Here is a 13,886-nt window from a genome sequence, read left to right as displayed (position 1 = left end):
CCGGACGACGCCGCCAGTCTAGTCCCGGGCCGCGCCCGCGTCCCCGGGGGCTTCGCGGCGGGCTGAGCGGGGGAGTGTCCGCGCGGGCGGGCGTCGTGCCACGATGGCGGCATGGGACAGACGGAGGATGCGGGCGCTCGGCGCCGCACGGCACTGCAGGATGCTCGGCTCTACGTGTGCGTGACGGCACGGCGGGAGCGCGGGGACCTGAGGGAGTTCCTGCATGCGGCGTACGCGGGCGGGGTGGACATCATCCAGCTGCGGGACAAGACGCTGGAGGCCGCCGCGGAGATCGAGGCCATCGAGGTGCTCGCGGAGGTTGCCCGCGAGCACGGGAAGCTCTTCGCCGTGAACGACCGCGCGGACGTGGCCCTGCTGACCGGCGCGGACGTCTTCCACGTGGGCCAGGGGGACCTCACCACGGAGCAGGCGCGCACCGTCCTGGGCCCCGACGTGATGTTCGGCCGGTCGTGCCACTCGCCCGAGCAGGTGGACGCGGCCCTCGCGGACCGCGGACTCGACTACTTCTGCACCGGGCCCGTGTGGGAGACGCCCACCAAGCCGGGCCGCGCGGCCGTGGGCCTGGAGCTGCCGCGCTACGCCGCCGAGCACGCGGGCGGCACACCCTTCTTCGCGATCGGCGGGGTCGACGCCGCCCGGCTGCCCGCGGTGCTCGACACGGGGGCGTCGCGCATCGTGGTGGTGCGTGCGGTCACCGAGGCCACGGACGTCACCGCCGCGGCGCGAACGCTGCGGGACGCGCTGCCGGCATGAGCCCGGCGGTGCCGGAGACGCGCGGCGGCACCTCGTGCCCCCGGTCAGCGCCCGGAACCGCACTGCCCGGGATGCTGCTCGCACCACGGGGTGACGCCCGGGAAGCTGCCCCGGTGGGCGGCCACCCAGCGGTAGACGGCCTCCTGGCTGCGGCCCGCCAGCGGCAGGCCGTAGAACGCACCGAAGCAGCGTGTGCCCAGGGCCGTGTCGAGGATGGCGGAGACGGCCCGCGCGCCGTGCGTGGCACCATCCTGCGTGCCCGTGCCCGTGCCCGTGCCCGTGCCCGAGCCCACGGGGGTCACGTGCTCGGCCGGCACCGCCCACACCGTGGTGTTGCCCTGTTCCGGGGTCAGCCCGAAGCGCTCCAGCACCCCCGGGCCCTGCCACGGGTGCAGCTCGATCCGCCCGTGGCGGTCCAGCACCCGGACCCAGCCCACGGCGCGGGTGCAGAAACCGCAGTTGCCGTCGAAGACCACGTGCAGCCGGGTGCTCACAGCGCCACGGTCCCCGTGACGCACACGGTGCACGAACCGCCCACGCGCACGTTCCCGGTCCGGTCCGCGCTGACGCGCACCATGCCGCGGCGGCCCATCCGGGTTCCCTGCCGGGCGGTGTAGTCGCCCGGCAGGCGCCCGGTGCGCAGCAGCCACTGGGCCACGCTCGCGTTGAGGCTGCCGGTCACGGGGTCCTCGTACCCGTGTCCCCCCGCCACGAACGCGCGGACCTCGAGATCGTGGTCCGACCCCTCCGGCGCGGGGCCCACGACGCCCGCCTTGATCCCGTCCAGGGCGGCGTAGTCCGGCTCGATGGCGAGCACCTCCGTCTCGGACCCCAGCAGCACGGCGGCCCAGCCGGGTCCGTTGTCCACCCACTGGTGGGCCGCCACCTGTTCGTCCCGCAGCCCCAGCCCGGCGAGGACGCGGCGCAGCACCGGGGGCTCCAGCTCACCCGACCGCACGGTGGGCGGGGCCTCGAAGGCCAGTGCGGCGGCGTCGTCCGCGGCGGGGTGGATGCGCACCGAACCCGCGGCACACTCCTGCACCACGGCCGCGCCGTGCGGGGTGCCCCCCGCCGCGAGCCACGCGCGGGCCGATCCCAGGGTGGGGTGGCCCGCGAAGGGCAGCTCGCGTTCGGGGGTGAAGATCCGCAACCGGTAGTCGGCCTCGGGGGAGACGGGCGGCAGGACGAACGTGGTCTCGGAGAGGTTGGTCCAGCGTGCGAAGCGGGCCATCTGCTCGTCCGTGAGGTCCGAGCCGTCCAGGACCACGGCCACGGGATTGCCCAGGCAGGGCTCGGCGGAGAACACGTCCACCTGCGCGAACGGGCGGGAACGGGGGTGCGGGGTCATGCCCCGATTCCACCACGGCGGGAGGGCGCGCGGGAACGGGCACAAGAAAATCCCCTTGCTCCGGTTGCGGAGGAGCAAGGGGATTCGAGTCGGGATGACAGGATTTGAACCTGCGACCTCGTCGTCCCGAACGACGCGCGCTACCAAGCTGCGCCACATCCCGCTGCTGCACGGGTACAACCCGCGAACAACTGCTCCAGCATAGCGTCAGGATTCGGCGAATGCGAAATCCCTCCCCTCCCCGCCGGTACGCTCACTGCCATGCACCAGTCCCCTATACCCACGCTCACCCCGCGGACGTGGTGGCGCGTGGGCGCGGCCATGTTCACGGTGGGGTTCGGGGCCAACCTGTTCGCCCCCATGCTGGAGGTCTACCGCTCCCAGGACGGCCTCTCGGAGTCGTTCGTGACCGGGATGCTCGGGATCTACGCCGCCGGTCTGGTGCCGGCCCTGCTCGTCTTCGGCCCGGTGTCCGACCACCGCGGCAGGCGGGCCGTGATGCGGCCGGCGCTCGCGGTGGTGACGGTGGCCTCGCTCATCCTGGCCACGGCGTCCCACACCTCCGACTGGCTGCTGTACGCGGGTCGCTGGATCATGGGCTTCGGGGTGGGGATGGCCATGTCCTCCGGCTCCGCCTGGGTGAAGCAGCTCAGCACGGACCGCCCCGGTGCCGGGCCGCGCCGCGCCACCGTGGTGCTCTCCGCCGGTTTCGGCGCGGGCCCCCTGGCGGCCGGTCTGCTCGCGCAGTTCCTGCCCGCGCCGCAGATCACTCCGTTCCTGGTGCACACCGTCCTGGCGCTCGGGGCCGCGGCGCTCGTGTGGACCGTGCCGGAGACCCAGCCCCCGGCCCGGGGACCCCGCACGCGGCAGCCCCTCGTGCCCCCGGTGGCGCTGACGGGTCGCTTCTTCTGGGTGGTCGCGGCCTGGGCGCCCTGGGTGTTCGGGACCGCGACCGTGGCCTTCGCGAGCATCCCGTCCTTCGTGCTGGGCCCGGTGCGGTGGCCGGTCGCCTACCTCGGGACCGTGGCGGCCGCCGTGATGTTCACGGGCGTGCTCGTGCAGCCGCTGGCCGCGCGGCTCGGTGAGCGGGGCTGGCTGCCGCTGTCCGTCACGGGGCTGGGCGCCGCGAGCGCGGGGCTCGTTCTCGGGGCGCTGACCGTCACGTGGCACCAGAGCTGGCTCGCGTTCCCCACCGCCGTGCTGCTGGGTGTCAGCTACGGGTTCATGATGGTGGCCGGGCTGAAGGAGGTGGAGCTGATGGCCCGCCCGCACGAGCTCGGCGCGCTGATCGGCGTGTTCTACACCCTCACCTACGTGGGCTTCGGGGTCCCGTTCGCCCTGTCCCTGGCCGGCCCCGCCGTGGCCCGCCTCGCCGGGGTGGGTGCCACCACGGGCTTCGTGTGGTGCCTGCTCTTCGGCGTGCTGGTGTGCGCGGTCTCCGCCGTTCCTGTGGCGCGCGCGGCGTCCCGCGCGGTCCCGGATCCGGGCACGACGCCGCCGCGGGGCTGAGGCGCGTCCGCCCCGGTTCAGGCGCTGTCCCGACCCTGTCGTCCGTTCCGGTGCGTCGTCCGCTCGCGCGTGATGCGGTGCCGGCGACCCTCTGTTTACAAGACAGGCGCCCGGCGCTGCCCGCCCGTGAGTAGCGCGGTGGCCAGCCCGGCGGGCGCGGGCGTCAGAGGCCCGTGCGGGGCACCCGCGCGGGCGTCAGGTGAGGCACGTACTCAGCGCGTGACCCGTTCCAGCACCTGCAGCACGTGCTCGTAGGGCCGGCCCGTGGCCTCCGTGAGGGCCTGCTCGCACGTCCGGTTCAAAGATGCATACGCATCGAAATCCCCGGACCGGACCTCCGCGGCCTCGCGCCGGGTGGCGGACGCCGTGAGCTCCGGGTGCAGCATCCCGCGGTCCCCGGCGTAGCCGCAGCAGCCCCAGTCCACGGGCACGGTGACCGCGCGGGCGCACGCGCGGGCCACGCGCAGGAGGTCCTCGGTGGCCCCCAGGTGCACGGACGAGCACGTGGGGTGCACGGCCAGGGTGTCCAGCGGGGCGCCCCGGTCCAGACCGGGCAGCACGTGCTCGGCGGTGAAGGTCACGGCGTCCACGAAGTCCAGCGCCCGGTACCGCGGGTGCTCCCGCGCGAGGTTCCGCATGGTCTCCAGGCCCTCGGTGCAGGACGCCGCATCGCACACCACGGGCAGCCGCCCCTCGTCGGAGGCGTCCCACAGCAGGCCGAGGGTCCGCTCGGTCATCGTCCCGTAGCCGGTGGGCAGCCCCTTGGACTTCCACGGGGTGCCGCAGCACGCGGAGTCGATGCCCTCCGGGATCCGCACGGTCACGCCGGCGCGCTCGCACAGCCGCAGGAACGCCTCGGAGGCGGAGGGGCCCGCACCGGTCGCCGTGCCGAACATCGCCCCGATGCACGCGGGGAAGAACACGGCCCGGAGCTGCGCACCCGGGCGCGCGGGCGGCGTCGTCAACCGGGAGCGGGTGTCCCCGCCCGTCGGCAGGGACGCGTTGTAGCGGGGGACCGTGTCCGTGCCGAGCACCGCGCGGGCGGCCGTGGTGGCGGAGACGGGAAGGACCGCGGGCACGCGGGACGCGAGCGTCAGCGCGAAGGCCGCGCCCGCGGAGGTCGCGGCCCAGGAGCGTGCCGCGGCCGCCCACGCGAGGTCCGCGACCGTCGAATGGTTCTCCGCGCGCAGCCGACGCACGAGGTCACCCGTGTTGATGCTCACGGGGCACGCCGTGACGCACATGCCGTCCACCGCGCACGTCTGCAGCCCGGCGTAGTCGTACTCGCGGCGCAGCCGGGCGGCGAGCTCCGCGTCCCCGCGCTGCTCGGCCTGCGCGATCTCCCGGCGGCCCACGATGCGCTGGCGCGGCGTGAGCGTGAGGTCCTGGGACGGGCACACCGGCTCGCAGTAGCCGCACTCCACGCACCGGTCCACCTCGGACTCCACGGGCGGGGCGGTCTTGAGGTCCCGCAGGTAGGCGCGTGGGTCGTCCGTGAGGATCACGCCCGGGTTGAAGCGGTTCGCAGGGTCGATCAGGGCCTTCAGCTCCACCATGACGTCGTACAGCTCGTACCCGTACTGCCGCCGCACGAACGGCGCCATGATCCGCCCCGTGCCGTGCTCGGCCTTGAGCGAGCCGCCGCGGCCGAGCACCAGGTCCACCATCTCCTGGGTGAACCGCTCGTAGCGCTCCAGCTGCCGGGGGTCGTCGAACTGCTCGTTGAGCATGAAGTGGACGTTGCCGTCCTTGGCGTGCCCGAAGATCACGGAGTCCCGGTAGCCGTGGTCGTCGAAGAGCCCCGTGAGCTCCTCGCACGTGCCGCCCAGCTGGTCCACCGGCACCACGACGTCCTCCAGCAGCGCATTGGTGCCCTGCGGCCTGTTGCCCGCCACGGTGGTGTAGAGCCCCTTGCGCACGGTCCACAGGCTCGCCCGCTCCCGGGCGTCCGTGGTGAGGGACACCGGCCCGGCCAGGTCCAGCGCGTCGAAGGTGGACGACGCCGCGTCCGCCAGCTCCCGCACCCCGTCCGCGGTGTCGTGCTGGTACTCCACGAGCAGCGCGGCCTGCTGCTCCACGGGGATGTCCATGATGACGGGTGGAGCGAGCCCGGTGCGCTGCGAGACCGCCAGGGAGGTGGCGTCGAGCAGCTCCAGGGTGGCGCAGTGCGAGCCCACCAGCTCCGGCACCGCGTTCGTGGCGGCCACCACCGTGGGGAACACCAGCAGGCCGGTGGCCACGTGCGGGTGGACCGGCACGGTGCGCAGGGTCGCGCCGGCCACGAAGCCCAGCGTCCCCTCGGAGCCGATCATGAGGTGCTCCAGGATCCGCACCGGGTCCGCGTGGTCCAGGAACGAGTTCAACCCGTAGCCCATGGTGTTCTTCATGGCGAAGAGCCGCTCGATGCTCCGCACGGACTCCGGGTTGCCCCGCACGCGGTCCCGCAGTCGCAACAGGCCCTCGAAGAGCTCGGGCTCGCGCGTGCGCAACAGCTCCGCGGCGTCCGGGGCGGCGGTGTCCACCACCGTGCCGGAGGGCAGCACGAGCACCATGGACTCCAGCGTGCGGTACGTGTTGAACTCCGTACCGCACGCCATTCCGGAGGAGTTGTTGGCCACCACGCCACCGAGCGTGCACGCGGTCTCGCTCGCGGGGTCCGGGCCCAGCGCCCGCCCGTGCGGCGCGAGCCGCGCGTTGACCTGGCGCACGGTGACGCCGGGCTGGACGCGCACGCGGGCGCCGTCGTCCAGGACCTCCACGCCCTTGAAGTGCCGGCGGACGTCCACCAGCAGCTGGTCGGTCACGGACTGCCCGGACAGGGACGTGCCGCCCGAGCGCAGGGTCAGCCCCGCGCCGGTGCCCGCGGCCGCGGCGAAGATCCGCCCCACCTCGGACTCGTCCCGCGGTCGCAGCACCGCGTGGGGGTGCATCAGGTAGTGGGAGGCGTCGTGCGCCACGGCGCGGCGTTCCAGTTCCCCGCCCACGACGACGCCGCTGCCGCACTCGGCCTCGATCCGCGCCACCGCGCGTGCCAGCGGGGAGGCGGCCGGGGCGGCGTCGTCGTGCCGACGCGTGGGGAACGGGAGGCGGATCGGTGCCATGGGTGTACCTCAGTCGGTGAGCGTGACCAGGACGGCCTGCGGCGGGCAGAACAGGCGGACGGGGGCGAAGCGGGATTCCCCCAGTCCCTGGGAGATGTTCACGGGCACCCCCCGGTGGTCGATGAGCCCCTTGCAGATCGCGGGGTCCAGGTCGCAGTTGCTGACCAGGGCCCGGCCGCCGGGCAGGCACACCTGACCGCCGTGGGTGTGGCCCGCGAAGACGACGTCCGCACCGTCCGCGGCGAAGCGGTCCAGCGTGCGGAGGTAGGGGGCGTGGGCCACGCCGATCCGGACGTGCGCGGGCTCGTTGTGGCCCCGCGGGAAGCCCGGGTGCCGGTCGTAGTGCAGGTGCGGATCGTCCACGCCCGAGAAGTCGATGACCGTGCCGGCCACCTCGATCCGACGGGCACGGTTGACCAGTCCCGTCCAGCCGCGCTCGTCGAAGGAACGGTGCATCTGCTCGGTGGGCAGGCGAGGGGCCTCGTCCCGCGTCTCGCCCGCGGTGGAGCGCCACAGGTATCGCGTGGGGTTCTTGGGCTGCGGCGCGAAGTAGCAGTTGGACCCGGGGACGTACACCCCGGGGAACGCGAAGAGCGGGTCCAGGATCTCCAGCAGGTACGGCAGGGCGCTCATGTGGGAGAGGTTGTCGCCGGTGTCGAGCACCAGGTCCGGGCGCAGTGCGGCCAGCGAGTGCACGAAGCGCTTCTTGGCCTCCTGTCCGGGAACCGTGTGCAGGTCCGAGACGTGCAGGATCCGCAGTGGCCGGGCCCCCGGTGGCAGCACCCGCACGGTCTCCTGGCGGAGCTGGAAGCGCCGGCGCTCGCCGAGAACGGCCCACCCCAGGGTGCCCGCCCCGGCGGCGAGAAGCCCCGCCCCGGCCGCGGCGAGAACGCGCGTGGCCGGGGCGGGCCCGGTCGAGGAGTGAGCCGTCATCACTTGGTGGACGACATCACTCTGGCCGGCGGGGACGAGAACTTGGAGGTGTCGTACCCGGGGGCGACCTGCTTCATGTAGTTCTGCCACTGGCCACCGGCGTAGGTCGCGCCGTCCACCCACTCGGTGCCGGAGCCGCCGCGCTTGCCGCCGATGCTCAGACCGTTGAGGGAGCGGGAGCCGTACTGGTAGTTGCCCACCCAGGACGCGGTGGCGAGACCCTTGGTGTAGCCGAGCATCCAGGTCTGGGTGGAGTTGTCGGTGGTGCCGGTCTTGGCCGCGGAGGCGTTCGGCAGGCCGATCGAGCGCTGGTAGCCCGAACCCCTCACCAGGACCTGCTCCAGGACGTAGTTCACGCCCTGGGCCACCTCCTTCTTGATGACCTGCTCGCACTTGTCGCCGGGCACGCCGTAGTTCTTGCCGGTGTGGTCCCGGACCCGGGTGATGGCGCGCGGCTCGCACATCTTGCCGTCGTTCGCGAACGCGGAGAACGCGCGGGCCATGGTCATGGGGGCGATGTCCGCGGAACCGCCCAGCAGGGACGAGAGCACGGTGGTGTCCACGGGGTCGCCGTTCTTGCCGTCGTGGATGCCCAGGGCCTTGGTGAGCTCGCCGATCTGGCACAGGTCCAGGTCCGCCGCCATGGCGTACAGCGCCGAGTTGATGGAGTTGTAGATGCCGAAGTCCACGTCCATCACCTTGTTGTAGCCCTCGGTGGCGTTCTGGAAGGTCAGGCCGCTGCCGTCGGTCCCCGGCTCGATCTTGTACCCGTTGGGCAGGCACGAGGCCTTCCACCGGTAGTCCGCGGGGTAGTTCAGCCGGCGGGCGTCGATGCTGGCCTTCACGCCCTTGCCCGAGTTGATCCACTGGGCCAGCGTGAAGGGCTTGAACGTGGAGCCCACCTGGAAACCGCCCGCGCCGCCCTTGGACGTGTCCACGTTGAAGTTGTAGGTGGTGTTGGAGTCACCCTCCGCACCCGAGTAGTTGGTGTTCTGCGCCATGGACACCACGTGCCCGTTGCTGGGCTCCAGGGAGATCAGTGCGGTGGACACGCTGTCCGGGTTGTTGTCCTTGGGCTGGGTGGCGTTGACCTGCTCGTCCGCGACCTTCTGCGCCTTGGGGTCCAGGGACGTGGTGATCGTGAGACCGCCGCGCTGCAGCGTGGCCAGGCGCTCCTCCGGGGTGGCGCCGAAGGCGTCCGACTGCATGACCTCGTTCTCCACGTAGTCGCAGAAGTAGGGGGCCGTCTTCGCCGAGGTGCACCCGGAGCTCGTGGTGTGGATGTCCAGGTTCATGGGTTCCTTGGCCGCCTGCTCCGCCTGCTTCTGCGTGATGGCGCCGGTCTGCACCATGGTGTCCAGCACCAGGTTGCGGCGCTGGACGGAGGCCTCGGGGTTCACCTGGGGGTTGTAGTAGTTGGGGGACTGCACCATGCCCGCGAGCGTGGCGGACTGCGCGATGCTCAGCTCGGACGCGGGAATGCCCCAGAAGTACTCGGACGCCGCCTGCACCCCGTAGTTGGAGCCCCCGAAGAGCACCACGTTGAGGTAGCCCTCCAGGATCTCGTCCTTGGACTTCTCCTGCTCCATGGACAGGGCGAGCTTCATCTCCTTGACCTTGTCCACCACGCCCTTGTCGGCACCGATGGTGCTGGCCTGCTCGCCGTTGCGGACCTGCTGGTCGATGATCAGGTTGTTCACGTACTGCTGCGTGATGGTGGAGGCGCCCTGACGGTTGCTGGGGCGCAGCAGGTTGTTGCCGATGGCGCGCACGATGCCCCACGGGTCCACGCCGCCGTGGTCGTAGAAGTCACGGTCCTCGATGGAAAGCAGGGCGTTCTTCATGTTGGGGGAGATCTTGGCCAGGGGGACGGGATCGCGGTTCTGCGCGAAGAACGACGCGATTTCCGAGCCGTCCTTGGCCACCACGGTGGAACCGCGGGAGAGCGGACCCGATTCCATGTCCGCGGGGAGGGACTTGAACCAGCCGATGGAGGCGTTCGCGGCCACTCCTGCGGCCGCGGCGGGGGGTACCAGGAGTCCGGCCGCCACCACCCCGGCGACCACTGCAACGGCGATGAACGCCACGACGTTGCCCAGTACCGACGTGGGCTCGGAGCCCGAGTTCTTGCGTGATGCCATTGCGCCAGTGTACAAGCCGGGCCGGGAAGGACCGGGCCACCCCCGCGGGGGTCGCACTGTGGAGTCACCGGGTGCCGGGACGCGCGCCGCGGGCCCCGTTCAGTAGTGTGGGGGTCATGACCACTTGGGAATATGCCACCGTTCCGCTGATGATCCACGCCACCAAGCAGATCCTGGACAACTGGGGGGACGACGGCTGGGAGCTCGTGACCGTCCTGCCCGGGACCCAGGCCGCCGACACCCCGGCGGGCAACATGACCGCGCCCGTCCAGACCAACCCCATCGCCTACTTCAAGCGCCCCAAGAACTGACGCGCGGGAAGGCACACCATGAGTGACACGTACGAGGAGCGCCTCGCGCAGCTGGGACTCGAGCTGCCGGAGGTGGCCAGGCCGCTCGCGGCGTACGCCCCGGCCGTGGTGAGCGGGAAGCACGTCTACACCGCGGGACAGCTGCCCCTGGTCTCCGGGGCACTGCCGGCCACCGGTGTGGTGAGCGGCACCGGCGCGCCGGGCACGGTGTCCCCGGAGCGCGCCGCGGAGCTCGCCGAACGCTGCGCGCTCAACGCGATCGCCGCCGTGAAGTCCCGGATCGAGGACCTCGACCGCATCCAGCACATCGTGAAGGTCACGGGTTTCGTGGCGTCCGCCCCGGACTTCTACGGCCAGCCGGCCGTTGTGGACGGCGCGTCCACGCTGCTGGGCCGGGTCTTCGGGGCGGCCGGCGTGCACGCGCGCTCCGCGGTGGGCGTGAGCGTGCTGCCGTTGAACTCGCCGGTGGAGGTCGAACTGATCGTCGAGTTCCACTGAGCATGGCGGAGCACCGCGGGACCGAACGCAGCTTCGCGGTGCCCCGTGCCTACTCCAAGGCGGCCCGGGCGTGGCTCGACCGCGGTCTGGGGATGCACGGATCCGCACCCCGGCACGGGGCGGCCACCGTCTTCGTGCGGGACGGCGAGCACGGGGTCGAGACGCTCATGCTGCACCGCCCCGGGCGGCAGTCCATGGGCACGCTCTCGTTCCCCGGGGGCATCACCGAGGCCAGCGACGACGAGCCCCTGGACTGGCGCGGGCCGTCCTCCGCGCAGTGGGCCCGCAAACTGCTCTCGGAGGACATCGGGCTGGCACGACGCCGCGTGGTGACCGCCGCGCGCAAGACGTTCGTGGAGACCGGGATCCTGTTCGCGGGCACCCCCACCCACGGGGTGGCGGAGAACGTGGAGGGCGTGGACTGGATGCGCTCCCGGGAGCAGCTCGCCACGGAGGACATCTCCTTCGCGGACCTGCTGGCCAAGCGCAGCATGGCGTTCCACAGCGAGTGCCTGCGGCCCCTGTCCCACTGGGTGACCTCGGACTTCGTGCACCAGCGCGTGGACCTGCAGTTCTTCGCGGCGGCCGTGCCCGTGGGACAGCGCCACTGTCCCCTTGCCACGCAGCGCGGCCGCGCGTGGCTCGGGTGGGTGGACGCGCGCGCCCTGTTGGAGGACCCCTGGTCCACGCCCGTCCCGGAGCTGTTCCGGCGGCAGGCGGAGGAGTCCGCCGAAACGGACGACCCCTGGCACTTCGAACTCCCGGAACTGACCACGCCCGGCGTGCAGTGCGCGGTGGAGGCCGTGGCGGAGGCCGGATCGGCGGTGGCGTTCCTCGCGGCCCGTCGTGACATGCGGCTGCGCAGCCCGCGTCTGGACCTGCGCGACGGCGAGCCCATCCTGGTCCTCGACGCCTGAGACCACAGAGCACCCCCCGGCACCTCGCCCATGGTTGCGCGGCACCGCTTGCGGCTGCGCGCGGCACCGTTCGCGTGCCCACGCGCGGGCGGGAGCAGCCGCGTGGGCGTGATCACGCTGAACCGCCGCGAGCGCGTGCGCATGCGCGGGAGGAGCGGGGTCACCATTCCGAATGCCGACGGCGCCCCCGGTGCGTACCGGGGGCGCCGTCGTGCGGGGTGGAACGGGTCAGCGCGAGCGCTGCTTGAGGCGCTGCAGGTCGAGGATGACCACGGCGCGTGCTTCGAGCCGGATCCAGCCGCGCTGCACGAACTCGGCGAGCGCCTTGTTCACGGTCTCGCGGGAGGCCCCCACCAGCTGGGCGAGCTCCTCCTGGGTGAGCTCGTGCGCCACCAGGATGCCGTCCGTGGCGGGGCGACCGAAGCGGTCCGCGAGGTCCAGCAGGGCCTTGGCCACGCGGCCGGGGACGTCCGAGAACACGAGGTCCGCGAGGTTCTCGTTGGTGCGCCGCAGGCGGCGTGCGAGCGCCTGGAGCAGCTGCGCGGAGACCTCGGGGGAGCGCTGGATGACCTTGCGCAGGTTCTCGTGCTTGAGCCCCGCCAGGCGGGTCTCGGACACCGCGGTGGCGGAGGTGGAGCGGGGGCTGGGGTCGAACAGTGCCATCTCGCCGAAGATCTCGCCCGGGCCCATGACGGCCACCAGGTTCTCGCGTCCGTCGCTCGCGGTTCGGCCGAGCTTCATCTTGCCGGAGACGATGAAATAGAGCTGGTCGCCCGGGTCCCCCTCGTAGAACAGGGTGGCGCCGCGGGAGAGGTCCACCTCGGTGATCTCCTCGGTCAGAGCGGCGAACGCCTCGTCGTCCAAGGAAGCGAAAAGCGGAGCGCGGCGTAGGACGTCTGTATCCAAGGTAAAACTCCTCACAAAAAGGGGGCGGGCCCGAGACCGGGCCGAGTGCATGATTCTGTCCTATCGTAACGAGTTTCACATGGTTGATGGCCACCCCTCGGATTGTGCTACGTGTGAACGCCCCGCGAGGCCGGCGGTACGGACCCGGCGGGCAGGACGCAGCGCCGGGAACGCCGTCCACGGTTTCCCCAGGCCGCCGCCGTATGCTCGACGGGCGCGCGACCGATCCCCGCGTGTCCCCCCACCCGTGAGGACCGTCATGACCCTGGCCCTGAACCTGCTGGACGCACTGCTCGTGGTGGTGCTGGTGGCCTACGGGATCGCAGGATTCCGGCGTGGTTTCTTCCGCTCCTTCGCCGCTCTGCTTGGCCTGGTGCTCGGCGCCGTGCTGGCCTTCTGGGCAGGGCCGGTGGTGGCCGCCTACGTGACGGGGCAGTGGCAGGTCCCCGCCGTGCTGCTCACGGTCCTGCTGTCGCTCGCGCTGGGTGAGCTGCTGGGGTCCGTTCTCGGCGGCGCCCTGGCACGCGCCCTGGAGAGGTCGGGCGTGGGGGTCCTGGACCGGCTGGGCGGCGCGGTGCTCAACGCGGCGGTGGCCGCCCTGATCATGTCCCTGCTGGGCTCGCTGGTGGGTCAGATGGGTTTGCCGGCGCTGTCCAAGCAGGTGGCCTCGTCCCAGGTGCTGCGGGGCATCGAGCGGCTCACCCCGGATCCCGTGCGCCACGCCATGACGCAGACCCGCAACGCGGTGAGCGGCGCGCAGGGCATCCGGCAGCTGGACGAGCTGCTGTTCCCGTCCCAGGCCGCACCCGATCCGAGGCAGACCCCCGAGTCGCAGACCGTGGCGGATGCCGGGCAGTCCGTGGTGCAGGTCTACGGCACCGCCGCCCAGTGCGCGCAGAACCAGACCGGCTCCGGGTTCGTGGCGCAGCCCGGCACGGTGGTCACCAATGCGCACGTGGTCGCCGGGGTGGAGCAGCCCGTGGTCGAGACCCGCGACGGCCGGGTCTACCCGGCGCAGACGGTGCAGTACGACGCCGCCTCGGACCTCGCCGTGCTGCGCGTCCCCGATCTGCCGGAGACCGCGCTGCCGCTGGAGGGCGCCGTGTCGCAGGGCCAGGCGGTGTCCTTCGCGGGCTATCCGCTGGGCGGCCCGTACACGGTGCGTCCCGCCACGGTCCAGGGCCAGGCCGTGGCCCCGGTGCAGAACGTGACCACGGGGAAGACCCAGACCCGCAGCATCATCCAGATTGCGGGCAACGTGGAGCAGGGCAACTCCGGGGGCCCGCTGCTCAACGCGTCCGGTCAGGTGGTGGGCGTGGTCTTCGCCAAGGCCGTGCAGGGGGAGACGGGGTACGTGATCCCTGCGGACCGGGTGGCGGAGGTCCTCGCCGCCACCGGGGACTCCGCCCAGACCGTGACCACGGGGGAGTGCGTGGCGGGCTGAGCCG

General features: G+C 72.3%; 12 protein-coding genes and 1 tRNA gene. 6 read left to right on the top strand and 7 right to left on the bottom strand.

The features are described 5' to 3' along the window. Window positions 1–111: 111 nt before the first annotated feature. Window positions 112–774: a thiamine phosphate synthase gene (thiE, locus tag C1C97_RS05700; protein ID WP_121030398.1), complete on the top strand. Its 663-nt coding sequence runs from the start codon at window positions 112–114 to the stop codon at window positions 772–774. 44 nt (window positions 775–818) lie between these two features. Here thiE and C1C97_RS05695 read toward each other — a convergent pair whose 3' ends face one another. From C1C97_RS05695 to C1C97_RS05685, 3 genes are all read right to left on the bottom strand, one after another. Further along, window positions 819–1,268, bottom strand: coding sequence for a thiol-disulfide oxidoreductase DCC family protein (locus tag C1C97_RS05695; RefSeq protein ID WP_233542750.1), 450 nt, complete (start codon window positions 1,266–1,268; stop codon window positions 819–821). Then, window positions 1,265–2,122 (bottom strand): PhzF family phenazine biosynthesis protein, encoded by an 858-nt coding sequence (locus C1C97_RS05690; protein WP_121030396.1) that lies wholly within the window; start codon window positions 2,120–2,122, stop codon window positions 1,265–1,267. The genes C1C97_RS05695 and C1C97_RS05690 overlap by 4 nt, the downstream gene beginning before the upstream one ends. An 89-nt stretch (window positions 2,123–2,211) precedes the next feature. Continuing rightward, window positions 2,212–2,285: transfer RNA gene (locus C1C97_RS05685), tRNA-Pro, on the bottom strand. Window positions 2,286–2,383: 98 nt separating this feature from the next. Between C1C97_RS05685 and C1C97_RS05680 the strand changes: the two genes are divergently transcribed. Next, the gene (locus tag C1C97_RS05680; RefSeq protein ID WP_121030394.1) at window positions 2,384–3,631 is read left to right on the top strand and encodes an MFS transporter; all 1,248 of its coding nucleotides are present in this window, start codon (window positions 2,384–2,386) and stop codon (window positions 3,629–3,631) included. A gap of 212 nt (window positions 3,632–3,843) precedes the next feature. Here C1C97_RS05680 and C1C97_RS05675 read toward each other — a convergent pair whose 3' ends face one another. Genes C1C97_RS05675 through C1C97_RS05665 form a run of 3 tightly spaced genes read right to left on the bottom strand, consistent with a single transcriptional unit; the run spans window position 3,844 to window position 9,806 of the window. Continuing rightward, a complete protein-coding gene (locus C1C97_RS05675) occupies window positions 3,844–6,732 on the bottom strand; it encodes an FAD-binding and (Fe-S)-binding domain-containing protein (RefSeq protein ID WP_121030393.1) in 2,889 nt (962 codons plus the stop codon). A gap of 9 nt (window positions 6,733–6,741) precedes the next feature. Further along, window positions 6,742–7,665, bottom strand: a complete 924-nt coding sequence (locus C1C97_RS05670; RefSeq protein ID WP_121030391.1) for a metallophosphoesterase — start codon at window positions 7,663–7,665, stop codon at window positions 6,742–6,744. Beyond that, a complete protein-coding gene (locus C1C97_RS05665; protein WP_110920297.1) occupies window positions 7,665–9,806 on the bottom strand; it encodes a transglycosylase domain-containing protein in 2,142 nt (713 codons plus the stop codon). The genes C1C97_RS05670 and C1C97_RS05665 overlap by 1 nt, the downstream gene beginning before the upstream one ends. A gap of 116 nt (window positions 9,807–9,922) precedes the next feature. Here C1C97_RS05665 and C1C97_RS05660 point away from each other — a divergent pair, with 116 nt between their 5' ends. Genes C1C97_RS05660 through C1C97_RS05650 form a run of 3 tightly spaced genes read left to right on the top strand, consistent with a single transcriptional unit; the run spans window position 9,923 to window position 11,532 of the window. Then, the gene (locus C1C97_RS05660; RefSeq protein WP_110920298.1) at window positions 9,923–10,117 is read left to right on the top strand and encodes a hypothetical protein; all 195 of its coding nucleotides are present in this window, start codon (window positions 9,923–9,925) and stop codon (window positions 10,115–10,117) included. A gap of 18 nt (window positions 10,118–10,135) precedes the next feature. Further along, on the top strand, window positions 10,136–10,615 hold the full coding sequence (locus C1C97_RS05655) for a RidA family protein (protein WP_110920299.1): 480 nt from the start codon (window positions 10,136–10,138) through the stop codon (window positions 10,613–10,615). Window positions 10,616–10,617: 2 nt separating this feature from the next. Further along, window positions 10,618–11,532 carry an NUDIX hydrolase gene (locus C1C97_RS05650; RefSeq protein WP_121030389.1) on the top strand — a complete coding sequence of 305 codons (915 nt, stop codon included), beginning with the start codon at window positions 10,618–10,620 and terminating at the stop codon, window positions 11,530–11,532. Window positions 11,533–11,760: 228 nt separating this feature from the next. Here the strand turns inward: C1C97_RS05650 and C1C97_RS05645 are convergent, their stop codons facing one another. Further along, window positions 11,761–12,438, bottom strand: coding sequence for a Crp/Fnr family transcriptional regulator (locus C1C97_RS05645; RefSeq protein ID WP_055082317.1), 678 nt, complete (start codon window positions 12,436–12,438; stop codon window positions 11,761–11,763). 259 nt (window positions 12,439–12,697) lie between these two features. Between C1C97_RS05645 and C1C97_RS05640 the strand changes: the two genes are divergently transcribed. After that, window positions 12,698–13,882, top strand: coding sequence for a MarP family serine protease (locus tag C1C97_RS05640; protein WP_110920301.1), 1,185 nt, complete (start codon window positions 12,698–12,700; stop codon window positions 13,880–13,882). Window positions 13,883–13,886: the final 4 nt, after the last annotated feature.

This window comes from Kocuria tytonis (assembly GCF_003226895.2).
Taxonomy (GTDB): Bacteria; Actinomycetota; Actinomycetes; order Actinomycetales; family Micrococcaceae; genus Kocuria; species Kocuria tytonis.
Note: the sequence above shows the minus strand (reverse complement) of the source record. Positions and strands in the feature narration are given on the sequence as shown.